At 41.7% G+C, this 21,994-nt stretch carries 24 protein-coding genes and 1 pseudogene; 20 read left to right on the top strand and 5 right to left on the bottom strand.

What is annotated here, in order from left to right; translation table 11 throughout:
* Positions 1–106: 106 nt before the first annotated feature.
* Together ACJJIL_RS11590 and ACJJIL_RS11585 are read left to right on the top strand one after the other, a co-directional pair.
* On the top strand, positions 107–355 hold the full coding sequence (locus tag ACJJIL_RS11590) for a hypothetical protein (RefSeq protein ID WP_445359758.1): 249 nt from the start codon (positions 107–109) through the stop codon (positions 353–355).
* A gap of 118 nt (positions 356–473) precedes the next feature.
* Positions 474–830, top strand: a complete 357-nt coding sequence (locus tag ACJJIL_RS11585; protein ID WP_444905459.1) for a hypothetical protein — start codon at positions 474–476, stop codon at positions 828–830.
* 197 nt (positions 831–1,027) lie between these two features.
* On the opposite strand, the gene ACJJIL_RS11580 is transcribed toward ACJJIL_RS11585, so the two are convergent.
* Positions 1,028–2,314 (bottom strand): NRAMP family divalent metal transporter, encoded by a 1,287-nt coding sequence (locus tag ACJJIL_RS11580; protein ID WP_445359757.1) that lies wholly within the window; start codon positions 2,312–2,314, stop codon positions 1,028–1,030.
* The gene (locus ACJJIL_RS11575; RefSeq protein ID WP_445359756.1) at positions 2,286–3,191 is read right to left on the bottom strand and encodes a LysR family transcriptional regulator; all 906 of its coding nucleotides are present in this window, start codon (positions 3,189–3,191) and stop codon (positions 2,286–2,288) included. The genes ACJJIL_RS11580 and ACJJIL_RS11575 overlap by 29 nt, the downstream gene beginning before the upstream one ends.
* A 183-nt stretch (positions 3,192–3,374) precedes the next feature.
* Between ACJJIL_RS11575 and ACJJIL_RS11570 the strand changes: the two genes are divergently transcribed.
* The 3 genes from ACJJIL_RS11570 to ACJJIL_RS11560 are packed head-to-tail and all read left to right on the top strand — an operon-like array spanning position 3,375 to position 6,798.
* Complete coding sequence (locus ACJJIL_RS11570; RefSeq protein ID WP_445359755.1) at positions 3,375–5,042, top strand: amidohydrolase family protein; 1,668 nt, start codon at positions 3,375–3,377, stop codon at positions 5,040–5,042.
* Positions 5,043–5,060: 18 nt separating this feature from the next.
* Positions 5,061–6,197 (top strand): dipeptidase, encoded by a 1,137-nt coding sequence (locus ACJJIL_RS11565; RefSeq protein ID WP_445359754.1) that lies wholly within the window; start codon positions 5,061–5,063, stop codon positions 6,195–6,197.
* A gap of 16 nt (positions 6,198–6,213) precedes the next feature.
* Complete coding sequence (locus ACJJIL_RS11560; RefSeq protein WP_445359753.1) at positions 6,214–6,798, top strand: hypothetical protein; 585 nt, start codon at positions 6,214–6,216, stop codon at positions 6,796–6,798.
* Positions 6,799–7,444: 646 nt separating this feature from the next.
* Here the strand turns inward: ACJJIL_RS11560 and ACJJIL_RS11555 are convergent.
* Positions 7,445–7,879 (bottom strand): PACE efflux transporter, encoded by a 435-nt coding sequence (locus ACJJIL_RS11555; protein WP_445359752.1) that lies wholly within the window; start codon positions 7,877–7,879, stop codon positions 7,445–7,447.
* Between the two features lie 101 nt (positions 7,880–7,980).
* Between ACJJIL_RS11555 and ACJJIL_RS11550 the strand changes: the two genes are divergently transcribed.
* A complete protein-coding gene (locus tag ACJJIL_RS11550; RefSeq protein ID WP_445359751.1) occupies positions 7,981–8,886 on the top strand; it encodes a LysR family transcriptional regulator in 906 nt (301 codons plus the stop codon).
* Here ACJJIL_RS11550 and ACJJIL_RS11545 read toward each other — a convergent pair.
* A complete protein-coding gene (locus tag ACJJIL_RS11545) occupies positions 8,881–9,762 on the bottom strand; it encodes an SDR family oxidoreductase (RefSeq protein WP_445359750.1) in 882 nt (293 codons plus the stop codon). The two genes, ACJJIL_RS11550 and ACJJIL_RS11545, sit on opposite strands and share 6 nt — an antisense overlap.
* A gap of 557 nt (positions 9,763–10,319) precedes the next feature.
* On the opposite strand from ACJJIL_RS11545, the gene ACJJIL_RS11540 reads away from it, so the two are divergent.
* A complete protein-coding gene (locus tag ACJJIL_RS11540; RefSeq protein WP_445359749.1) occupies positions 10,320–11,678 on the top strand; it encodes a serine hydrolase domain-containing protein in 1,359 nt (452 codons plus the stop codon).
* 849 nt (positions 11,679–12,527) lie between these two features.
* A complete protein-coding gene (locus ACJJIL_RS11535) occupies positions 12,528–13,163 on the top strand; it encodes a hypothetical protein (RefSeq protein ID WP_445359748.1) in 636 nt (211 codons plus the stop codon).
* Between the two features lie 175 nt (positions 13,164–13,338).
* Here the strand turns inward: ACJJIL_RS11535 and csrA are convergent.
* Positions 13,339–13,513: pseudogene (gene csrA / locus ACJJIL_RS11530) on the bottom strand (carbon storage regulator CsrA).
* A 255-nt stretch (positions 13,514–13,768) separates the two neighbouring features.
* On the opposite strand from csrA, the gene ACJJIL_RS11525 reads away from it, so the two are divergent.
* The 12 genes from ACJJIL_RS11525 to ACJJIL_RS11470 all read left to right on the top strand — a co-directional run bounded on the left by ACJJIL_RS11525 (position 13,769) and on the right by ACJJIL_RS11470 (position 21,969).
* On the top strand, positions 13,769–14,158 hold the full coding sequence (locus ACJJIL_RS11525) for a GFA family protein (protein WP_445359747.1): 390 nt from the start codon (positions 13,769–13,771) through the stop codon (positions 14,156–14,158).
* 108 nt (positions 14,159–14,266) lie between these two features.
* Positions 14,267–14,938: a hypothetical protein gene (locus ACJJIL_RS11520; RefSeq protein WP_445359746.1), complete on the top strand. Its 672-nt coding sequence runs from the start codon at positions 14,267–14,269 to the stop codon at positions 14,936–14,938.
* A 116-nt stretch (positions 14,939–15,054) separates the two neighbouring features.
* A complete protein-coding gene (locus ACJJIL_RS11515; RefSeq protein ID WP_445359745.1) occupies positions 15,055–15,714 on the top strand; it encodes a hypothetical protein in 660 nt (219 codons plus the stop codon).
* A 487-nt stretch (positions 15,715–16,201) separates the two neighbouring features.
* Positions 16,202–16,417, top strand: a complete 216-nt coding sequence (locus tag ACJJIL_RS11510) for a hypothetical protein (protein ID WP_445359744.1) — start codon at positions 16,202–16,204, stop codon at positions 16,415–16,417.
* 500 nt (positions 16,418–16,917) lie between these two features.
* Positions 16,918–17,523 (top strand): hypothetical protein, encoded by a 606-nt coding sequence (locus ACJJIL_RS11505; protein ID WP_445359743.1) that lies wholly within the window; start codon positions 16,918–16,920, stop codon positions 17,521–17,523.
* 69 nt (positions 17,524–17,592) lie between these two features.
* A complete protein-coding gene (locus ACJJIL_RS11500) occupies positions 17,593–18,618 on the top strand; it encodes a hypothetical protein (RefSeq protein WP_445359742.1) in 1,026 nt (341 codons plus the stop codon).
* 91 nt (positions 18,619–18,709) lie between these two features.
* Positions 18,710–19,015, top strand: coding sequence for a hypothetical protein (locus ACJJIL_RS11495; RefSeq protein WP_445359741.1), 306 nt, complete (start codon positions 18,710–18,712; stop codon positions 19,013–19,015).
* Between the two features lie 82 nt (positions 19,016–19,097).
* Positions 19,098–19,259 (top strand): hypothetical protein, encoded by a 162-nt coding sequence (locus ACJJIL_RS11490; RefSeq protein ID WP_445359740.1) that lies wholly within the window; start codon positions 19,098–19,100, stop codon positions 19,257–19,259.
* A 792-nt stretch (positions 19,260–20,051) separates the two neighbouring features.
* Positions 20,052–20,429 (top strand): Tse2 family ADP-ribosyltransferase toxin, encoded by a 378-nt coding sequence (locus ACJJIL_RS11485; protein ID WP_444897095.1) that lies wholly within the window; start codon positions 20,052–20,054, stop codon positions 20,427–20,429.
* The gene (locus tag ACJJIL_RS11480) at positions 20,426–20,659 is read left to right on the top strand and encodes a hypothetical protein (RefSeq protein ID WP_282953304.1); all 234 of its coding nucleotides are present in this window, start codon (positions 20,426–20,428) and stop codon (positions 20,657–20,659) included. The genes ACJJIL_RS11485 and ACJJIL_RS11480 overlap by 4 nt, the downstream gene beginning before the upstream one ends.
* A gap of 401 nt (positions 20,660–21,060) precedes the next feature.
* Positions 21,061–21,351 carry a hypothetical protein gene (locus ACJJIL_RS11475; RefSeq protein ID WP_445359739.1) on the top strand — a complete coding sequence of 97 codons (291 nt, stop codon included), beginning with the start codon at positions 21,061–21,063 and terminating at the stop codon, positions 21,349–21,351.
* Between the two features lie 375 nt (positions 21,352–21,726).
* Positions 21,727–21,969, top strand: a complete 243-nt coding sequence (locus tag ACJJIL_RS11470; RefSeq protein WP_445359738.1) for a hypothetical protein — start codon at positions 21,727–21,729, stop codon at positions 21,967–21,969.
* The last annotated feature ends 25 nt before the right edge of the window (positions 21,970–21,994 follow it).

Here is a 21,994-nt window from a genome sequence, read left to right as displayed (position 1 = left end):
GTCATCGGGCTGACTAACTTTTAAGTTATGGGAAAGTGTGATATTTAGATTGTGCTATTGAACAAACTGCTATCACTTATAGTGTTTCAATACTGGGATTCAGCTTATGTTTCATTTACTGGATCAAGTCCAATGGCTGTATGAAAAACGGACTGCGAGTTGCCCTCACTGTCGAGCTGCACACGAGGAGCGTAGATTTGATTGCCATATTTGCGGTACTGATTTCAGCAGCGAAGAAATTGAAGCAATGGATGAGCAAAGGATAGAAAATTTCAGGCGTTCGGCAATTTTTGGTTTGCTATTCTTCCCTATTTTTATTGCCTGCTTGATTTTATTAATAGCGAGTTATCGATAGCTTGTGTTGCCGACTTGCTTAAATCTTTGTCGGCCAAAAAAGCTACGTTCTCGACTGAGATTGCCTCTACAGGTTCTGAGTGCTGTTTAGAAGAGAGTGGAATGTCTTTAAGAGATTTATGAATAATTTAGAAAAATTTGGAAAGATTATCTCTCAAGAGTTATGGGATAGATCATTAAATCGATATCTTGACTTAGAGGCAGGAAATCTCAAATCTCCAGAGTTAAAGGAGCTAATATCAAAGCTTAGTGAGTTCACTGAAGAACAAAAAATAGTAATAAGAAAGCTACTTACAGAATGTGTAAATTCTGGAATTCATGGTTTCCTATTTGCTATCGAAGAAGAGAAAGAAGGTATTAGCATAGCAGTAAATGGCCAAATTGCAGCCAATCAGTCAGATGGTTTGAGTGGTGAACTCTATTCTGAGGATGGCTGGCTTGAGAAGTATAGCGAGCATGGACAAAATGGAATTTAACAAGTGACTAGGCCCCTCCACGGTGTCATTTTGTGAATTTTTCAATTCAAAGGGAGTACTCTTATCAGTAAAGTGCTAGAAAAGCTTAAGTTGACGAGTGACTGATGTCTAAGCTTTAGATGGCCTTATATGTTGCGCTCATCCCTGAGCTTATTATCTATAGACTTTTCAAGCTGGCTGATGTTGCACAGGAATAGTTAGTTACTCAAGAAGCGCCAATAAATAAAGTAAAAGCTAAAACCTATCATTAGGCACAGGCAGGCATAAGTGTAAACTAAGTACCATCCCTTTAAGTGATGTTCTCTTGGTACCCATTTCCCGTTCATAACAAGAATGTTGAGTAAAGCAAAGATTGGAGCACAAACGAAAGATAGAGTAGTTACAAAGTCGATTAAGTTCTTAAGCTGGTTGGCAAATAGGGAAATAATAAACCAGCTTATGAGGCTTAGTATAATAAGAGTGGATACGTATACTCTGTTTTCGGGGATCTTGATACTATTCGATGATCTCAAGGCACTTCGCCAAACTTGAGGAAACCCATCGGAGACTGCAAAGGTAGTTGAGAAAAGCGCGATAAAGCAGATAATACTGATTGTTAAATGGCTCCAGTCACCTAGAGATTCGGTATAAATATTGATTAGCTGACCAGCAAATATGCCTGCAGATTGAGATAGTTCAATATCTTTCCCAAACATTACTAATGCGCCTAGCCATACAAATACAATAGCTAATATCAAGCTGGTGAAATAACCAACCTTAAAGTCAAATACGAGAGATTTCTTGGCAAACTCTCTATCCGGTCTCTCCTTTATCCTTCGCTCCGACCAAATAGAGTGCCAAACAGAAACTTCAATTGAAGTTGGCATCCAGCCGACTAAGGCTACAACAAATGCGATGCTCACAGCTGGTGCTATATCAGCTGTTAAATAGGATTTAGAGGGAAGAAGCCCATATTGACTTATTGCGGCAATGAGAGTGATCAAGCTGGCAATAGCCAGAATGAGGACCATCCACTTTAAGCTTTCATTTAGCCATTTAAATTGGCCAGCAATCAATATTGCACATGTAATGACCAAAATGATGGCAGACCATTCTGAAACATTTAAGATATCGCCAAATAAATTGAGGGCTAAAGCAGCTGTGACGATCGTAACCGCAGCTTGAACAAAGAACATTGTTAGAAATGTGAGAGCCATATAACTATAAAAACCAAGTCGACTGTGTTTTTTATAGCCTTCCAATAAACTCTCGCCGGTGACAGCAGCGTACTCTGGACCGATTTTGAAAAAAGGGTATTTGACTAAATGAGCCAGGAAAATAAAATCAATCAAAGCGAAAGCGTAATCTGCACCTGCGCGAGTAGACTGCACGATATGAGATATGCCAATACTGCTTGCAGCCCAAATGATACCAGGGCCTAGATTTGAGAAAGTACGTTTGAATACATCCATTGAATCAGAACTGCTCGGAATGATTTTGCTCAAAATAGCTCTTAGCCACATCTATAAAGGTTTTAACCTTCAGGGAAAGTTCGCAGCGATGAGGGTAGAGCGCAAAAATAGTTAGTGGCTTTATTGTGAATCTAGGTAGAATCTCAGTGAGCTGGCCAGAGTCGACATAAGATTTGACAGAGTAAAAAGGGGCTTGGATTATTCCTTGTCCTTCAGCAGCTGCCTCATTTAATAGCCTCCCATTGTTAGATTGCCAGGCCCAGGGAAGTTTGATTTTTTTTGTTTCTTTTTTGTCTTGAAATAGCCAATGATCCCCTCGAATACTGTGGTTAAAGAAGAGTAATTGATGCTTCTTTAATGACTCTATACTTTCAGGGAGCCCATTCTTCTCTATGTAAGAGTCACTTGCCCAGAGTGCTAGCTTAGTTTTTGCGATAGATTGGACGATATAGCTAGAGTCTGGCAATTCTGGTGCGATTCTAAAAACGAGATCGATTTTATTATCGAGTAAATCGAGTGGGTCATTGCTGAGATGAAAATCCAAGAATACCTGAGGGTATAGACTACGGTAATTGGCAATCAGTCCTGAAAAATATTGACTGCCTAGCTCTATGCTAGTCGATATCGATAGTCTGCCTCTAGGCTCTTGATTGTATTCTGACATCGCCTGGTCGACGGAGTGGAGTTTTTTTAGTATTGGTGAAACCTGTTTATAGTAATTTTCGCCCGCTTCGGTTATGGATACTTTGCGTGTATTGCGCATCACCAATAGGCAGCCCAGCTCCTCTTCTAACTGCTTAATGTACTTACCGACCATTGCTGCTGAAATGCCGAGCTCGCGAGCAGTAGCTGCAAAGTTTTGCTTTTCACACACTAAACAGTATGCCTCAAGGGCGTGTAACTTGTTCATTGACTCCCCTGATGGCTAATCCGCTTCTCTTCTTACTGTGGGCATTAGCTGGAGTATACAGACAAACATAATAAACAAATAGTTTATACACTATAAACCCAAGATACATTTAAAGTGCATCCTAAATGACGCAAAATTTTGCTAGTAGATTAAAAGTCCCACGGTCTCATATTAGATAAGTACATGAAAATAAAACAAATTTTTATTCTGGCGGCTCTATACATTGCTACCAGCGGCGTTGTATCAGCAGAGGATGGAAAGCTAGAGCAAGTTTTGCTCATTAACGCCAATATAGTGGACGTTAAAGCGCTTAAAGTTGATGAAAACCAGTCGATTCTTATCGAAAGCGATAAGATCAAGAGAATTTCTTCAACTAAAAAGCTCTCCAAGGTGAGGGGGGCCAGTGTTGTCGATTTAAAAGGGAAGTTTGTAATCCCTGGCCTGATAGATGCGCATGTCCACCATGCGACAGATCCGGATAGCTGGGATAATTTGTCTATCACTACTGAGCGACTTCGATACCTGCTTCGTGGTGGTGTCACATCTGTGAGAGATATGGGCGGTGATGCACGAGCGTTGGCCTACTTAAAACGTCAAGCAGAGGTCGACTCCATCGCTTCGCCAGACATCTACTTTTCAGTCATTATTGGTGGAGAATCCTTCTTCTCGGACCCGAGAACCATTGCCTCAGCTAAAGGGCGTACTCCAGGCCACACAACATGGATGAGAGCGGTAGATCAAAATTCAGATATGGATTCAATAATGCTTCAGGCCATAGGCGCTGGTGCGACAGGCATCAAGATATATGCTGATGTTGAGGCCGAGACGGTGCCATTACTCGCGAGTGCAGCCAAGAAACATGGTTTAAAAGTCTGGTCGCATGCTTATATAGGCCCCTCCAAACCTTTGGATATTGTCAATGCTGGTGTTGAGACTATTTCACATGCCTCAGATATGTCTGCTCAGCTAGTTGATAACTTCAAAGCGTGGCGCAGAAAAACTGCTGAGTTCGATGATTCAACCTGGGAAAAAATGCTGCAAAAGGATAGCTATTTAGACCTTTTTGATGCAATGAAAGAGAGCGGTACAATTTTAGATGCGACACTTACAGTATTTGAAAGAAGGAATACCTTAAACGAAAAGTACAGGCAACTTGATCAGCTCAGTACACAAATGACACAATTTGCCTATCAAAACGGCATCACTATTGCTGCTGGTACGGATGCATTTAGTGACCTTGAAAATGACACTACACCGATGATTCATCATGAGCTTAAGCTGCTCGTAGATGAAATCGGTATGACACCTTTCGAGGCAATTCAAGCTGCAACTATAAATGCTGCGAAAGTGATAGGGATAGAAGGTTCTGTTGGTAGTATTGAAGAGGGAAAGAAAGCAAATATTGTTGTACTTTCAGAAAGTCCCGAAAAGAATATCGAAAATAGCCAGTCGATAGCTCATGTGGTTAAGAACGGTCGTTTTATTTTTATTGGCGACGATCCACAGTTGCCTTTCTCTTCTTCACGTGAGGTGAATGGAACCATTTGGTTATCTGGGCAGATCGGTAATCACCCTTCAACTTTAACCTTGGCAGGTGAAAGTCTGGAAGCTCAGATGCATCAAACAATGAAGAATATTGGCCAAGTTCTTGAAAGCAAAAACCTGGATTTTGACGATGTGGTTAAGTGTACTTTGATGCTCGCTGATATTGATGATTGGCCAGCGGCGAACGAAGTCTACCTCCAGTACTTCAACGGAAAGAAACCTGCGAGGAGTGCTTTTGCAGCGAGCGGCCTGGCACTTGATGCCAAAGCTGAGGTGGAGTGTATAGCTTCACGAAGCGCTGATTAATTCTGGAGTGGGGGACTTATGAACGGTATAAATAGAAGAGCGCTGATTAAATCTCTAGTATCAGGTAGTGTTGGTTCATACTTGGCCATTAACTCGGGTATATTAAATGCCTTTTCCGGAGTTGATGCAGGAAAATCAACGTGGAACCAATACGGTTCATCGATTGTAATTGATGGCCTCAGCGGAGCATTCTCGCTCAGGGAGCCAATCTCTGAAGAAGTCCTGGGAATATTCAAGAACTCGGGGATTAGTGCCTTGAATATGACAGTCCCCTATCCAGGTGATGACTACACAGAGACTTTAAAGAAGGTTGAAAAAACCAAATCTATCATCGAACAGAATTCAAACTACTTGAGTTTAATTCATTCTGCATCAGATATCCTGAAAGCGAAGCAAGAGAGTAAGCTCGGTATCATAATGGGATTCCAATCAACTGAAATGTTTGATGAGTCACTTTCAGGCATTTCAGAATTCGCCAAAATGGGCGTCAAGATAATGCAGGTATCCTACAATGGGCCCTCTATCCTTGGCAGCGGCGGTCTTGTAAAGGAAGATTCAGGGATAACTCCTCTTGGCAAGAAAGCCATAGAGATCATGGAGGCGGAGAAGGTTTTGATCGACCTCTCGCATTCTGGAAAGAAGACAGTGTCTAGTGCAATCAGTCAATCAAAAAGTCCGATTGTGATCTCTCATACTGGCTGTAACGCAATTTATGATCACCCTAGAAATAATGACGATACCGAATTAAAAGCTGCAGCAGACACCGGTGGCTTGGTTGGGATCTATTTAATGCCATTTTTGGAGGGTGGGGAGCATGAAATAAAGGCCGATGTGGTGATAGAACATATACTGCATGCCTATAAAGTGTGTGGTGAAGATCATATTGCCATAGGTAGTGACCAAGGCGTAGTGCCGGTCAATGATGGCCCTGAGTATCGAGAAGGTATCCGTAAGGAAGTTGAGCGTCGTATTGCGGCTGGAATTTCTGCGCCCGGAGAAACGCCAAGCCGTCCACCGTTTATTCCTGAGCTGAACTCTGAGCGGCGGATGGAGCTTATTGCCTATAGGCTAAGCCAAAAGGGAATTCCTGATCGAGTGGTAGAAAAAATAATTGGTAAAAACTGGTTGCGTGTTTTTGCTTCGGTATGGAATTAAAGGAAAGTAAGATTAAATGGATAATTATCTAAGGCTTGATGGCATTCTAATTCGATTGGTTGCTTGTGTTGCTCTCCTATTTTCACCTTTGCTTTTTGCTGAAGGACTTAGTACATATTCCGAATTCCCAAAGAGTTCAAAGACTGAAGTGATCCCTTTCCCAATCGAATTTGCTTCAGATATCACCTTGAATGGTGTTGAAGAGCTTGTGTTTCTGCCTGGTATGTATAAACAAGAAAAAGAGGATTTCTTTAGTTATGCTTTTTCATGGACTCACAAGCCAGAGAAGAACCAAGTTCTTGGAAAGGTCGAAATTCAGGATTTTATAGCCTCCTACTATAGGGGGTTGTACAAGGCCGTCACTCAAGGCAAAGAATATGAGCCGGCTATTACAATTGAGTGGGATGATGGCAAGTATACTGGTCAGATAAAGTGGATTGAGCCATTTGTAACCAAAAAAGAGCAGACCCTCTACTTTAAAGGGAATCAAGTTAACTGTGAAAAAACTGATGAGCTTCGTTGGTACTTTATTGTTTCTCCACAAAATTCCTCTCACCCCGTATGGGCGGAACTCCAGTCGATAAAACCCAAAAACTGTTAGTGATAGAATCCAGTTACTATCAACTCGGAAGCCTTACCATTCAACTTAAAATTATCACAAGTCCTAAATCAATCTGTTTGAATAAGTATCAGTCCTGTGCCTGCTACATTAGGTGAGTATCCAGAGTTTCTGTTAACTGTCAGATCAACCCTGAACCACTTCATTTAAAAAGAGGTCATATCCAATCGATATGCCTAGTTTTAGTAGGCACGTATGCTTTCCCAGGCATCTTCAAAACCATTAATAAGCATATAGCCAGAAAGTTTGTTAAAGAGTTAATGGATCTTGGCATTATCCTGTATGTGGTAGCCTTGAGTTGGGGGGCTCCTGCTTACTTAGAGGATGGTAGTGGCTCTTTTCAGATATGCAGCTGCGGATTTGAGTTTGGTTTCGATGATGAACCATCGGCATCCGGTACAAAAATTGACTCTGTCATTGGTAATTGGGAAGTTAAAAGGCATCGTAATTTACAATACTTATCTTCCAAGTCCGATCAATATAAAGAACTGCTAACAAATTTAAGATGTATCGGTATTGAGCTAAGCACATAGTAAAAGTATGTATCTCTGCCGCCATCGGGTGATTCCGGCGATGTGTATCTTAACTGGTCCTGCATTTCATCTAAAATAGAAAGTGGAGAAGACCTTTAACGTTTGTGTTCAGTAACTTGAAACGAGCTATGCAGCTTATCGAACCAATAGTTGAATACATAGGTATATATCACGATATAAATCACCATGACTATCTCAAGCATAAATGCTTCTCGGATAGTCAGATTAAAGCCCCAGGCGATTACTGGCAACGTCAGTACCAACATACCCCCTTCAAACAATAACGCATGCATGGCTCTAACGATAAATGTCTTCTCAGGGTTTTTACGTATATTCAATAAGTACCAGTCAAAGGCGTGATTGAAAACCATATTCCAGACCAGTGCAAACAGTGATAGTCCAGCAGCAAGTACTAGCGATTGGTGTACCTCCAGATCAAACACTGGCACCACCAGTAAGCCACCTGTCAGCAGCAGAAAAAACTCGTAGGAAACCGCATGGAATAAACGATTCTTCAATGATTTAGTCATCAGCCATACTCACTCTGGTTGAGAAAATATGCCTGAATGATATATAGTTATTTTAGGTGGGATAAGTTAGATACTATACCTTAAACAGATAGGTTGGGCGCGTGGCAGTTTCTATTGAGCAACTGGAAGCATTTGTAGCAACCGAGCAGGCTGGCTCGTTCTCAGCGGCTGCACGTAAATGTGGAAAGGCGCAGTCGGTAATCAGCTCACTGGTATCGAACCTGGAGGTTGACTTGGGAGTCAATCTATTTGATCGAAGTCAACGATACCCGCGATTGACGGACGCTGGTGAGTCACTGCTGGAACGCGCACGGAATCTTATCGAGCAACGCGAGCGTTTGATGGCGATCGCACAGGGGTTGTCTCTGGATGTCGAGGCCCGGTTGACGTTAGCTATTGCCCAGCATGTGCGGATTAAAAACCTGGGTGGACTCTTTCAAGAGTTTCAGACCAAATATCCAAATGTTCAAATTACGCTCAGAGCGGGAAGTGTTCAGGATGTACAGACCTGGGTCGAACGGGATGTGGCCCAACTCGGGATTATTACGCAGCAAGAAGATGTGCCCACTGGGTACGATTTCAGAGCCCTGGGCCATCTGATGCTCACTGGCGTCGCCTGTGCTGAGCACCCGATAGCACAACTTACAGAAGTAACCTGGGAAGACCTGAAACAATACCGACAAATCTTATTGCAGGAGTTTGAGATATCCAGCCAAACTCGCTGGCTGGTGTCTCCCGACGTGTGGAGTGTGTCACGTGTCGATGATGCACTTGACCTTGTCGACGCCAATTTGGGCTGGGCAGTATTGCCACTACACGTGGTTGCGAAGGGGATAGCGGCGAAAAAACTGATACAGCTCCCTCTGGTATTTGAGCAGGAGAAAGAGCTGTCACACGGTGTAGATATTATCTGGTCCAGTAAGCGTCCACTGGGTCCTGCAGCCACTGACTTGATGAAGCGGCTGAGCACAGAGGACGCAATACTGAACAAGGATCAGTCGCTATGAAGCGTTTGACAGATCTCGGGCAAAATCTGTGATAGTTGTATCTGGCTTACCTAACACCTGCCAAGTTTTTTGACTCACTGGTTGCTCCTTTAGCTGTTCTACGTAAGTCAGCATATGTTCCATAAATACTGCCTGCTCCTCGGGCAGTCCCATTTCTGCAATGGCCGCGATAGGGTGAACGGCAATTTCTGTTCCCGGAGAATATGCCTCTACAAACGTTCTGGCCGCCTCTGGTAAAGACATCCCCTCAGTACCCTGAACTGAAAAACTCTGGTTGTAGGCCATCTCATTCCCGATAGCATTGCCGATCATCTCTGCCAGATCTGTTGTATTGGTGTAGTAGATAGGGTGGACATGATCGCCGATGATAGAAAATTGGTCGTTCTCGATGAATGTGGGGAAAGAATCCAGGAAGAATGAACAGAAGAAGAAAGTGAAATTAATGCCCGAATTGCTAATGGCCTCTATGCCCGGTTTACGGATTACATTGGTCTTGTACTCAAGCCCCTTGCCCGCAAACTCTGGGTGGAGATAATCAATACCAGCAATCTGCATGATGTGTTGCACACCATTGATCTTTGCAGCCTCCACGATATTAATCACACCTTCACGCTCACTATGAAAGGGTAAAGTCGGGTCGAGTGACGTGGTATTCAGGGTGATATAAAGTGTTTTGGTACCAACTAGTGCAGACACAAGGTTCTCTTTATCCGAGACATCTGCCTCGATAAGCTGGATACTCTCTGGGAGGATAGTGCGAGCACTAATTACGTCCCTCACGATCGCAGTTACCTTTACACCTTTATGATCCAGTTTTCGTGCTACCTGACGACCTAAATGGCCTGTGGCGCCAATAATCGTAATAGTTTTCTGCATGGTTCAACCTTTAAAGCAATGAAAGAGGTAGCCCATACTTTGCCCAAGAGATAGAAACTCTTACAGTTATGTTCCATCTATCAAATAGATACTACAGCAGGGCTCTCTAGTCCTACTTTTTGTTCATGATTGATACGCACGTAGATGTCTCCTCGATAGATGACAAGGGGTTATGGGTGGGAGGCATAACTTAAGATGCTGAAAAAATTGTCGATTTAGCTCCGTTTTTAAGGTATTGATGACAGTTTACTTCTATGAGCACTAAAGTCTTATTCGCTTCTCCATTTGGTGAGTATTCAGAATTATCACGATAAGTAAGACTCTAGTATCAATTTTTAGTCTAGGGATAGAAATACCCTTCGGCTACTCCTTTTTGTCCTTCAGAAGCCACACCTGTAAAGTTGATAATGTTGGATAAGTCAACTAATAATTATCAAATCTTTAAAATGAAAGCATGTGAGTTTTTAAACAGAGGTCTTAATTAGTGATATATTCAATAGTTGAGAGACGCCCTTGTGCGACTATTCTCCATAAAATCGATAAAAATAAGAGGTAACATGAAAAAGTTAATATTCGGTGTAGTTTTGTCAGCTTTTAGTTTAAATGTATCATTTGCAGATATGTTGGAAGTTGAACAAAAAAATTATGAAACTATATTGGCGGAAAATATTGATATAGATGAGCCTGGTGTGGCCGTTATTGTTAGTAAAGATGGACGAGTGGTTTTCAAGGGGGCTCGTGGCCTTGCAAACTTAGAGCACAATATACCTTTAACAACTGACAGTATTTTTCGCTTGGGGTCTTTAACTAAGCAGTTTACTGCAGCAGCAATAATGATACTGCAAGAGCAAAATAAACTTTCATTAAAGGATAATATTCACAAATATGTACCGGATTTTCCAACCGAAGGTAATGATGTAACTATTGAGCACCTATTGACCCATACTTCTGGTATTGCAAATTATACTGAAGATGAGGAGATTTTTGCTAAAGAAATACAGGTGCCGACCACAATAGATGATATGTTGATTCGGTTTTCCAAGCACCCAATGAAGTTTAAACCAGGCGAGCAAATGCGTTATTCGAATACGGGCTACGTTCTTCTGGGGAAAATCATCGAAGTTGCTAGTGGGCAGTCATATGCTGATTTTATCAATGAAAATATTTTTAAGAAAATCGGTATGAAATCTAGTCACTATGGTGGATCTAAGATTATTCATAATAGAGCTAATGGCTATGATATGTCGCCCAGTGGTGTAGTTAATGCCATGTATATTGACATGATGTGGCCTCATGCCGCAGGAGCTCTTTTGTCTACTGTGGAAGATCTGAATGTGTGGTTTACAGCACTTCGTAATGGTGCGCTTGTATCAAATGCTAGCTATCAAAAAATGATTGAGCCGTTTAAATTAAGCGATGGCTCAGTATCAAATTATGGCTATGGATTAGGCATCGGAAAGATTAACCAACATGTTATTATTGCACACAGTGGCGGTATTCCTGGTTTTGCTACCGATGCATTTTATATTCCATCAGAAGATCTATATATTGCTGTTTTAAGTAATTTCAGCGGCACTAATCCAAACTTAATTAGTAAGCTTTTGGCAGCTGAAGTGCTTGATATACACGTTCCCAAGTTTGAGCCATTCAAATTAAATGAAAGAAAAGTTAAGAGCTTCTTGGGAGATTACAAGGTGGATGAAAGCACCGTCCGAACCTTGTCTATGGAAAATGAAAAAGTTTATTATCATAGAAATGATGGGCCAAAGTTTGAAATTATTCCGATGTCTGAGAATAGCTTCTATTTTGAAAACACATTGACTTATATTGTCATTGATGAGGATGAAGAAGGTAAGCAGCTAATGAAATTTTATAGCGATCTTGCTGTATCTCCACAACACGCAACCAAGCTATAGTAGTTTTTTACACCCTTTCTCAGGTGAGTGAAGAGAGGGTGTAGTTATTTCAAAGTAGATCTTAATAACGGAAAGTTAACTTTGGAGGTCTTAGAAATTCTGTGATGGTTCTAGATATCCCAACAAATGATACCTGAGATCTCCATAGCGACATTATGGTGATATTCAGGAGCTGTCTAATAAGATCTCACCTTGTATTGATGTGAAGCCTCGGAATTATCTGGGGCCGCTTCTCGAATAATCTGAACCAACGCCTTCCGCAGCCTGTATTTTGTACAATTTTGATGCACATATAGATCCTCTTACTAGGATTGAGAGAGGGTTGGGAGTGTATGTATCTATCTATCTTTACTCGATTGCCTTCTACTACCAGCACTCTGATTGGTACACTTGTTCCAATTCTTGGGTTTGGCTGTTTCAATGCTTTGTGGTTAACCTATTTGCTTCATGCTGATTCCCAGGCCGTGGGTGGTATTCCTTAATGGACGAGTTTGGTAAGTGACGCTTTTCGGATTGAGAAGGTTTGTGGCGGAGCAGAATAGGGGGCTAGTCCCCCGGAGCTAGCGAACCGAATTAACTTGTTGAACTTACATCGTCTTGTTAGTTTCAATAGAAATTCTCTCATATGGCTACTGCTGTCCTTCTCGCCACTCTATTAGGTGGGGGGCAGAATTGTTGACCCTAATTTTGAGGGATAATAGGGATTCCCAACTGCCACGTATGCCGCAGGCAAGCATTTTGTGGTGGCAGGTTTTAATAAGTGATTCTTGTGGATAAATATCAGGTTGTAGATTAAAAATACGTACTTCTAAATTGATAAATCTATACCAATAAAAAGAGAGAATCTATATGAGTAATAAAGTTTATTTGTATGTCGCAAGCCTATTTTTCTTTATGTTGGTAGGCTGCGCTGCCCCTACCTATAAACCGAATTTAAATGAAGCTGGGGAAATATCAGGCGATATCGCCCTCGTAGTGTTAACTCATGGAAGAAAGGACAAAGGAATAGGGGGTGTTTTTGTGAGCTATGATTTACTCCGCCTTGATGATAATAATCAGCTAGAAAAGGTGGCTTTCCTTCAAGCCGAAAAAGTTCGCCTATATCGGCCCACGGGTGATTTAGATAAAGGCTACTATGGCTTTATGCATATATTGGAAGTTCCTGAAGGAATCTATTACTTATCGGGCCGTAGTGGACGCGGTTATAACTCAATGGTCGCGGGAGGCGGGATGTTTGTTTCGCTCCCAGACAGCAATGAAGCAACCCCAATTATGATGAAAATAGAGCTGGAGGGAGGAAAGCTAAACTACCTAGGAGAAATCGTAGCTTTGGATAAGCCATTGATTAATGAGAATGTAGTACTTGCTAATAGATGGGATAGGGACGTGAATACCGCGAAAAAAATGATTCCAGGACTAGAAGAGTTTGAAGTTGTTTACTACCAACCCCTGAAAGTGGATGCAGATAAAACGAATAGCCCCTAGTTTTACCTTGAGTTCTACCTTGTGTTCACATGAAGTTTCCCATTCAGGTAGAAGCTGAGCAATGCATTAGAGCGATGACCACAGATGTACATTTCGCCGTCCAAAAGGTCGGCTACCACAGGAGTGATTGCACAGGTGGTAGCCTCCTTCCTTGGAGAGCCTATCCTCAACGCCTTCAATTGCCTAGTTTGTGTTCTCTTTTAATACGCACATAGATCTCTTTCCGATGGACGGGGAGGGATTTGGGGGCACGGATGCCTATCTTTACTTGATTTCACTTCCAGCACAGTGACCGAGACATTCGTTCCAATTCTTAGGGTTTCGCCTGTTCGGCGCTTTAGGGTCAACATGTTTTTTTCCTACCGATACTCAAGCCGTGGGTGAGCATTCCTTGGTAGGGAAGCTTTGTAAGTGATGATTGTTGGAAGAGTGGTGTGGGGCGCCGGAGTGGTGAGCGCAGAACAGGAAATAGGCTACCAAGCTTAAAGAATAGCTTCCAGCTGATGACTTTATATATCATCGGGTTGACGCGCTTTGGAATCATAGAGAAGCGTGATATATAGATGTTGCTCTTGAATTAATTGTTAGGCGCATAGGAGATACAATTGACTGAAATAGCGAATGGTTCCTGTAACTGCGGATCAGTAAATTTCAGAATTAGCGTAATCCCTGAAGATGTATATATATGTCATTGCTCTATTTGTCGCAAAGCTACAGGTGGGGGCGGAATAGCCGTAACGGTGATTGCTAATGAAAGTTTTGAGTGGGGTTCTGGTCAAGACCATATAAAAACATGGATAAAGCCAAATCATGATTGGCAAACAAGTTTTTGTTCAGAATGTGGATCATCCTTACCTGGGAAGAACGATGATAAGGCTATGTACGTTCCTGTCAGCTTGCTTGACTCTGGCTTTGAGAGGCTAAAAGTAAAGCAGCATTTATTTTTGGATTCAAAAGCAGTTTGGGAAGAGGTTGATGAAAAGAGCTCTGCCTAACAAACTGCTGCTTTATTCGACAATACTTTGCGAACTTTGTGCTGTACGCTAAGCTAGCACAAAGCAGCGTCATTTAGATGGCAGCTGAGCAATACACTAGGCAAACTCATGAAAAGAATTCTTATACTGCTAATTGTCATTGAATGCTCACTTTTGGGTTGTGCTTCCAAAGTGCAGAAATATCCTGAAGTGGAAGAAGAAGAGCTTTCACCAGCAGTGATTGTTGCTGTTCCTTTAAAGGGTAGATACTTGCAGCAGTTTGAAGAGTGTACGAAGGAGAATGTTGTATGCCTCGATCCTCCGCCACAAGTAATTAGTTATGTGGTTATTGATCAAATCTATGGAGAAGAGTTGCCGCAAAGAATTGAGGTGGCAACAACAGGGCATTTTGGGCTACAGAGCTTTGATTTCAGGTCACACAAACCTGAAATCATACTTATTGGCTCCCAGTCGAATTCACATATATTACCTAGATATCACCGTATGCCATTAGCCAAGCTTATTAACGGCGACCTTACAATTCCAGTGTACGAAAAGGAAGACCTGTGGTGGTTTCCTTGCTCTATTTATGAACAGATAAGGCCATTAAAATACCAGGAAAAAGACCGAGAGCTAGCTGTACCACTAGAGGATACGTATCCTAAGATTCGCGAATCAAAATATGTAAGGCTTGAGGGAGGGTTCTATTTTCCTACTCACGGCGTACCGATCTCTAGCTTAAAAACTTATCTCGAAACCAATAAGTTTGAATTTAGAGAATTTAAGTGTGAGAGTGTCTAATACTTGCTAAGGTATTTAAGACCGAGATCCCGTTGGCCCGCTAAGTGCACGGTAGCTGGATAAGAATACATTAATTGTAACTTACTATGAAGCGAATATCTATTGGAATTATAATCTTGTCGTTATTGAGTATTGCTTACTCATTTTCTATTCCTGCATACACCAATGAGGAAGAGTATCACAGAAAGTATATGGCACTTGATTGGCAGGAACTAGGTGGTAGAAATGCGTCAAATCAGTTTTATAATTTACGAAACGAGTATCTTTCTCCGAAATACCGGTATCAAGATTACGGGTTTACTTTTCTTATACTAGGTATAGCTGTTTTTACTCTTTTTAGAAAGGGAGAACTAATTAATGCACCATCTTCTAAAGGAAGAATAGCGCTAATTGGTTTTTGTGCGGCTACCCTAACCGTAGGAGCGAGTGTTGGTGATATCTTCCTTGAATTTTATCGTGGTTCATATCCTTGGTGGGCTGACTCGATAGGAATACCGCTTATGAGTATCCCTTTCCTGGCAATTATATTGTTTGGCTGGGCACTACTTAACTTACTAGCCATGAATGGCAAATTCAAAGTGGGCGGAATAATTTCATTCAAGAAAATTAAGGGGTCTAATTATTTTTACTTGTTCTTGCTGGTTATAACTGCGGTCATCGTAGCTCTGTGCGTCGCTGAAGCTTACTTTTGGATGGTTCTACCCAGCTTATTGTGGTTATATTTTTACGCTTCACTATGGGCAGGGAGATATGCGGTTAACAAGTTAAATCAGTAGGACGCCGAAACCAGATTCTCAACTTAAATAAGTTAGTACGATAACCGCGGCGTAAAATACCGTTGCCTAATAAGGCGGATCTTCTATCGAGGTTGGGCTCTGTTGGGGCCTCTTTTCTTTGAGAATCTGTCCTTAGTGCTTTCCACTGCATATTTTTTGTTCTCTTTCGATGTGTAAAATGATCTCTCACAATGAACTGAGTGGTATTAGAGAGTGTGGGTACCTATCTTTGCTTGGTTGGCACTCATTTTCAGCAATGTAATTGAGGTATTCGTGCCAATTTTTAGGTTATTTAAGGTTTGGTGATGTAGGATCGACCTGCTTGGTTGTTACTGATGCTTAAGCTATGGGTGGGTATTTCTAGGTGGAGAAGCTTGTATAAGGAAGGGGAGTGCGGCAACGGTGGGGGTAGAATAGAAATATGCCGCGCTAGGTACCTTTAACTAGCTATCTCATTATTTTATACCTTGAATAGAGACTGAATTAGATGAAAATAGATCTATCCGATGAAGAAATCTCTACGCTACGTGAAGTCACCAAACAGTTGGTGGTGAAGAAGCGTACTGGAGAAGTGGGTATAATACATGGTATGAATCGCTTCGTTTCGACGCGAGTGGTTCTAAAGAAGAAGGACCGTGAGAATCTATCTTCAGCCTTTAAGAAACTGGGTTTGGCTGGTTTTCCTAAGGAGGTAGATGTGTAGTTCAAAGTAACACATAGTCTGATAGGTATTCGTTCAGAGCAAATCTCTATAAAGGAGGATTGGCTCGAGCCTCTTTTCATAGAAAACTCTCCTCACTGCCTACTTTTTGTCCATTTTAAATGCGAGTATCGATTTCCTCGCGATGAACGGGAGGGCGCGTGGAATCCAAGCTTTACTTGATTGCCTTTCACATCCTGCAATGTGCTTGAGATATACGTCCCGATTCTTCGGTTTTCGCCGTTTCGACGCTTTATGGCTAAAATGCTTATTTCGTGCTGATTCTCAAGCCGAGTGTAGGCATTCCTTGGTGGAGAAGCTTGATAAGTGAAGCCCTTAGAGGAATGGGGTGGGTGAGGAGGTGGTAGGTCTAGAGTAAGAATATGCGAAGCTAGGCCTCTAGATCCAGCTGTCCCACGGTGTTTTATTTGAGTCTACTCTTCAGTCTGATAGCTCTTGCGGTTTATACTTCCAATTTAGTGGGTATCCAGAATTGCACTAATATGGAAGTAAAATTAGAAGCATTAATAGAGTTGCCAATATCAGATCAGGCTAACGATCTTAGGAAAGAATGCAACTCGACTGCAAGAGACGAGCTACTTGCAGTAAGTGGATATCGAGACTTGGTCGGATATTCAGCTGATCATCAATTTCATTCGTTAAGTAAGCTTAATGACAACAATTTGGCGCGCGCAATTGAACTGCATATATCAGATTTTGAAGTCAAAGCTTGTTGCGCGTTCTTTGGCGGCTTTGCCCTAGTCATAAATGGAGTTAATAAATTATTTCCCCAATGTTGTGGGACTATAGCTGATCTTGAGTCCTGGGTGCGATTGAAGTCGGAATCCGATCTCTACATAGCCATTGAGGGGCATCCAAGTTCGCGTGCGTTTAGAAAGGGCGATAAAGTAATAATTGAGTGCATTGATGAGGAGCCATTCATCCCCGCCACAGATAGAAAAATTGAGGTTGATTATCAGGCTGTGTATGAAGCGATAGGGGTGGCCGAGTCAGAGATTACCATGGTGGCTAATCGTATAGATGGTTTGGCAAGCTCAATGGGGTTGCCAAAAAATACATCTATTCACTTGCTAAGAGAGATGGCGTAGGGCATGTAATAAGAAAATACAGCGGAACTGAAACTCCGCTGATTTGGGCGTTATCAAGCAGTGAAATAGGTGCAACAGTTGAAGATGATGGAAGAGAAAGTTATTTTAGCAGTTAAGGACTTTGCGAACTCGATAAATTCGGGGAGCAAGGTTGTAGCTGATATGTCTGCATTAGTTGATGTGACGAGTCAGTTATCTCTTTCCAGTTTTGACTACTGGGAACGGTTTATACGCACTGAGTTCTCTTCAGCATTAAGAGAATCCACGCCTCCCAAGTGGAAACTTTGGTCAAAACCTAAGGAGCTGACAACTTGGCTTGACCTAATAAGTTGGGATGGTTACAAAAGAGAGAAAGCTCTACGAGCTCTTTCGGGAGGAGCGCCAAATACATTCTTTTTCTCGCTTGCCGTTCGTAGGCTGAATGATTGGGTGCCTCAAGTGCGTGAGGCTGCAAGGGAAAAGCTTCCTGAGATAGCAAAATTAACTGATCCAAAATGCGTAGTTGAAGCACTATGTATTACACTATCAAATTGGAACTCATGGGGTAGAATCAAGGAAGAAGACAAGCAGATTCTTCTTCAAATCATTTGTGAAAAAGATATAGCAGAGTCGCTTCGGCGTAAGTTAATTTCGTCTGCGTCTGGGCCCATGCCATCACTTTTTTCCCAGCTTGGGCGTACACCTATTCTTGATGAGAATTTAGAAGAAATAGCGAGATTAGCTATTCAACCTTCGGTTAGAGCTAAGGCATATCGTAGTTTATTTGAAGGCCGTATTGTATGGATGGAGGGCCGGAAATGGGAATGGACAGATATACGCTATTGTGAAGGTAGGGTAAGGCCCATCGTAGGTGAACGAAAACTAGACATCAAGATCCCTATACTCGATTTTTTAGAATTATCATCTACTGATCGCTCGTCTATCGTTAGACGAGTTTCAGCTGAGATTTTGATACGAGAGCTGGGTAAAATTGAAGCAGTTATTGCAAAGGAGTTAGCTAACAAGTTTGCTTCAGATAAGTCTCACCCTGTATCAGAAAGGGGTAAGTTTGCGAAAAGAAAATTAGAGGAAATGGCATCTGTCAATGACTCTTAACGAGTATATATTGATAGACTCGCTTTCAGTTTCGCTCCAACAAGAAGGCTGTATTACTAAATGGGTAGCCATACATACAAGGTAACTTGCTATGTTTAAAGTATTCTATAATTTTAATGTAAAAATAATAGTTTTCATGGCATTGACAGTTTGTTCCCACACTGCAAGCGCCTGCTTGTGTTCACATGAACTAGCTCTTGAAAAAGGGGTTTCCAAAATTGCTACAAAGTTTCCGGCCAAAAGCGCAAAAGTTGGGGACTACAAGTTGATTGTTGATGGCAGTTTCTATTTAGTGATTCCGAAGGAAGAATCAAAGTATGGACGTGGGGGTGGTCAGCCGACTGTGAAACTACACCGTGAAAACTGTCGGGTAGGCGATATTTCACTCGCTCGCTAGCTGCATTGCCTGTTTGATTTATAAGCTCCGTAGCAGGCTCATTGACCCACCATATTAGCCCTCACTTTCTGATAGGAGTTTCATGAGGAGTCAACCAAGTTACGAGAAAGTAAAAAGGAATGCTGAAGAGAAAGCAAAAGAGTTATTCAAACCACTTCCTGAAGATATCAAGAAAGAGCTTGAAAAAGGCAGTACCTTGGGTTCACCAGAAAACCTAGTAGATCGTATTGATGAGGAGGAGTAGGTTGAAAAACGATCAAAGTCTTCTGCTAAGTAGCTAGGCTACTTGTTCACTCTAACTTGTACTGTCTTTTCCGCTTTGTAGAGAGGTAATTCCTTGTAGGTGTGAAAAGGGTTCTATGAGCATACCGCCCGTTACCTGAAAGATAGCTAGCTATCAATAGCGCCTCTCTGGAGCCCTATTAGGGTAGAGTCTCCTTCCTTGGAGAATCTGCCTTTAACTCCTTCTATTGCTTACCTTTCGATTCGCACATAGATCCCTTTACGATGGGCTGAGGGGATTTGGGGGCGTGGATGCCTATCTTTTCATGATTGCTTTTCGCTTCCAGTACTGCAGCTAGCACACTTGTACTAGCTTATGGGCTTTCGCCGGCTCGGTGCTTTATGGTCAACCTACTTACTTCGTGAAGATACTCAAGATGTGGGGAGGGGATTCCTTGCTGCGGGAACTTGGTGAGTGATGCTTTGCGGATGGGGAGCAGTCGTAATAGTGCAGAATAGGGAAGGGTGGATATAAGTGTTCCTGAATTGATTAGCTAATATAACTTATTGAGTTTACAACTTGTTATATTTTCAATGCCAATTTTCTTATCCGGCTACTGTTGCTCTGCTCGCTATTCTACTTGGAGGGTGTCCAGAATTGCCCTTAGAGGTAAAAAACTTAATATTTTCGAATAAGAGATCGTAAATACCAAATTTTTGTATAATTATCCTCTTCAGCCAATAGCCTTAGCGGTTTATACTTTTGTTCGGTGTGGGGCCAGGATTAATTCAGTATCTTGAAAAGGAGATCATCATGTTCCCAAAGGAGTTCTTCATTGTTCCAGAAGAGCTATTTAGGCTCGGTAATTCAACAAGCCCAAAGTTATCAAATGTTAGACCAAAGGATGTTGATACAATGGAGGTCAATGGCATTCGAGTAATTATCGCTAACGGCAAGGGTATAAGTGTTTTTGATCGGGAAGGGATTAATGAATCCCCGATGACGGGTTGGGTTTGGAGATTTCAACCAAATACTAAACCACCAATGGGCCTCAAGATGGTTCAAGATAAGGCCCATCACTATTGCATATCTCCCACCCAGAATATGCCGGTTGATAAATTTAAAGGACTTCTCGAAGAAATGGCCCTTAGCGCCACAAGAGTTTTTAAGAAAGAAGGTAGAGTGGTATGAATGACTTTCAATTAAGCCTAGTAGAATCAGAGCTCAAGATTATCCTGGAAGCGCTGATAGAAATGGAACAAAAAATGTCCAATATTTGCGAAACATCGGATAATGAAGATGAGATCGCGGATGTTGGTAATGATCTTATTGAAGTAAGGCTCCTACTAAAGCCTCTTAAAGAGAAGGCAGTTGAAAAATACGGAAAAAATATAGTTAATTTTTCACGCGAACTACTATGAGTTTACTAGGGTATTACAGTCGGCGATCAACGTTATGCGCCTCTTTATGGCGATAGTACGGTAACCAAAGTTTGATACACCAAAGTTAAATCTCTATAGAGGAAGCACGAGTGGGTGATTCCTCATAATCAGACGGGACTCAGCTTTTCGGCAAACTGGCAGCACCTCAAATCAATAAATAAGCTGAAAGCATCTAAAAACCCTGGGAAAAATGTCGACGTATTTTGGGTTTTGGAGAAGTCAGATTTGCCGCCTGATCTGAAATTTGTGCAAGATCAGAAAGATAATAGACACTACTTTCTAACCATTACGAGGAGAATGACGGCTTCTCAACTAGTCCAAAAGCTCCAGATGGTTGCTGATCGCATGAGTGTAATAAGAGATGGTACGAAGGTGATAGGGTGATTAATTATAAATTGCCCGAGGAAAAGGAGTTTCTTTTGCATTATTCAGAGTTACTCAATGATAAAAAAAGCCTCGATATAATCAAATCGGGATCTTTGGCTAATAAAGAAGAGGCCATTCACTTCGCTGAGTTTTTCTGGAGAACTGTCAGTGAGTCTAATAAGCAAGATGAAAAGCAAGGTGAGAGTAGTGAATATATCCTTGAGAAAATCATCATTACGCTGATGGCATATTTTCGTTCAGCCGGTTATGAAGATGAATGGGAAGAGGTAACTGATAAAAATTAGTGTGAACAGATTGTAGCAATGCTAGCTATGTCTTGAACTCAGCTGATCTCCCCAGTTAGTGTCGATTTTCACTTATAGAGTGTGTGCAGCTGTTTTCTAATACATTTGGAAGTAACTCTATGGCTGTGACATTTCCCATCATAGAAATAGTGTGCGCTCAAAGGTGCCACTATGATGATGAAAGAGGGGAGGAGATTTGGGTGGGATTCCCTCCATTGTGAATCTGGTCCCGCGGCCTTTCAGTGCCTACTTTTTTTCTTTTGATAGGCATAATAGTATCGCTCCAACGGCAAATATGCCTCTGGATGAATTCAAGGGTCTACTTTCAAAATTGGCAATTAAATATCAGAAGGTATTCAAAAAGCAGATTGCGTTATGACACATATAAAAGAAATGAACTCATCACTATGTGATTGGGAAACCCGGATAATACTTGAAGCAATAACTCATGAAGCTGAGCATCTAAAGTCTATTTGTGAAACATCTGAAGATGAGGATGAAGTGGCAGATGCTGGGAATGACTATCTAGAAGTTATTGGCCTCAAGGAACGTTTAGAAAATCAAGCAATAGAAGTTTTTGGTCAACAAATTACCAATTTCAGTAGGGAGCCACTTTAACTCTAACAAGTTATTGTGCTGATGT

It is taken from the genome of Microbulbifer maximicatervae (SeqCode) (assembly GCF_052468095.1).
Note: the sequence above shows the minus strand (reverse complement) of the source record. Positions and strands in the feature narration are given on the sequence as shown.

Bases quoted from the DNA above. Each gene is read 5' to 3' on its own strand.
- ACJJIL_RS11585 (WP_444905459.1), top strand. From the start codon at position 474: ATGAATAATTTAGAAAAATTTGGAAAGATTATCTCTCAAGAGTTATGG.
- ACJJIL_RS11590 (WP_445359758.1), top strand. From the start codon at position 107: ATGTTTCATTTACTGGATCAAGTCCAATGGCTGTATGAAAAACGGACT.
- ACJJIL_RS11535 (WP_445359748.1), top strand. From the start codon at position 12,528: ATGAGTAATAAAGTTTATTTGTATGTCGCAAGCCTATTTTTCTTTATG.
- ACJJIL_RS11565 (WP_445359754.1), top strand. From the start codon at position 5,061: ATGAACGGTATAAATAGAAGAGCGCTGATTAAATCTCTAGTATCAGGT.
- ACJJIL_RS11560 (WP_445359753.1), top strand. From the start codon at position 6,214: ATGGATAATTATCTAAGGCTTGATGGCATTCTAATTCGATTGGTTGCT.
- ACJJIL_RS11485 (WP_444897095.1), top strand. From the start codon at position 20,052: ATGTTCCCAAAGGAGTTCTTCATTGTTCCAGAAGAGCTATTTAGGCTC.
- ACJJIL_RS11505 (WP_445359743.1), top strand. From the start codon at position 16,918: ATGGAAGTAAAATTAGAAGCATTAATAGAGTTGCCAATATCAGATCAG.
- ACJJIL_RS11540 (WP_445359749.1), top strand. From the start codon at position 10,320: ATGAAAAAGTTAATATTCGGTGTAGTTTTGTCAGCTTTTAGTTTAAAT.
- ACJJIL_RS11480 (WP_282953304.1), top strand. From the start codon at position 20,426: ATGAATGACTTTCAATTAAGCCTAGTAGAATCAGAGCTCAAGATTATC.
- ACJJIL_RS11510 (WP_445359744.1), top strand. From the start codon at position 16,202: ATGAAAATAGATCTATCCGATGAAGAAATCTCTACGCTACGTGAAGTC.
- ACJJIL_RS11575 (WP_445359756.1), bottom strand. From the start codon at position 3,191: ATGAACAAGTTACACGCCCTTGAGGCATACTGTTTAGTGTGTGAAAAG.
- ACJJIL_RS11490 (WP_445359740.1), top strand. From the start codon at position 19,098: ATGAGGAGTCAACCAAGTTACGAGAAAGTAAAAAGGAATGCTGAAGAG.
- ACJJIL_RS11520 (WP_445359746.1), top strand. From the start codon at position 14,267: ATGAAAAGAATTCTTATACTGCTAATTGTCATTGAATGCTCACTTTTG.
- ACJJIL_RS11470 (WP_445359738.1), top strand. From the start codon at position 21,727: ATGACACATATAAAAGAAATGAACTCATCACTATGTGATTGGGAAACC.
- ACJJIL_RS11555 (WP_445359752.1), bottom strand. From the start codon at position 7,879: ATGACTAAATCATTGAAGAATCGTTTATTCCATGCGGTTTCCTACGAG.
- ACJJIL_RS11495 (WP_445359741.1), top strand. From the start codon at position 18,710: ATGTTTAAAGTATTCTATAATTTTAATGTAAAAATAATAGTTTTCATG.
- ACJJIL_RS11545 (WP_445359750.1), bottom strand. From the start codon at position 9,762: ATGCAGAAAACTATTACGATTATTGGCGCCACAGGCCATTTAGGTCGT.
- ACJJIL_RS11570 (WP_445359755.1), top strand. From the start codon at position 3,375: ATGAAAATAAAACAAATTTTTATTCTGGCGGCTCTATACATTGCTACC.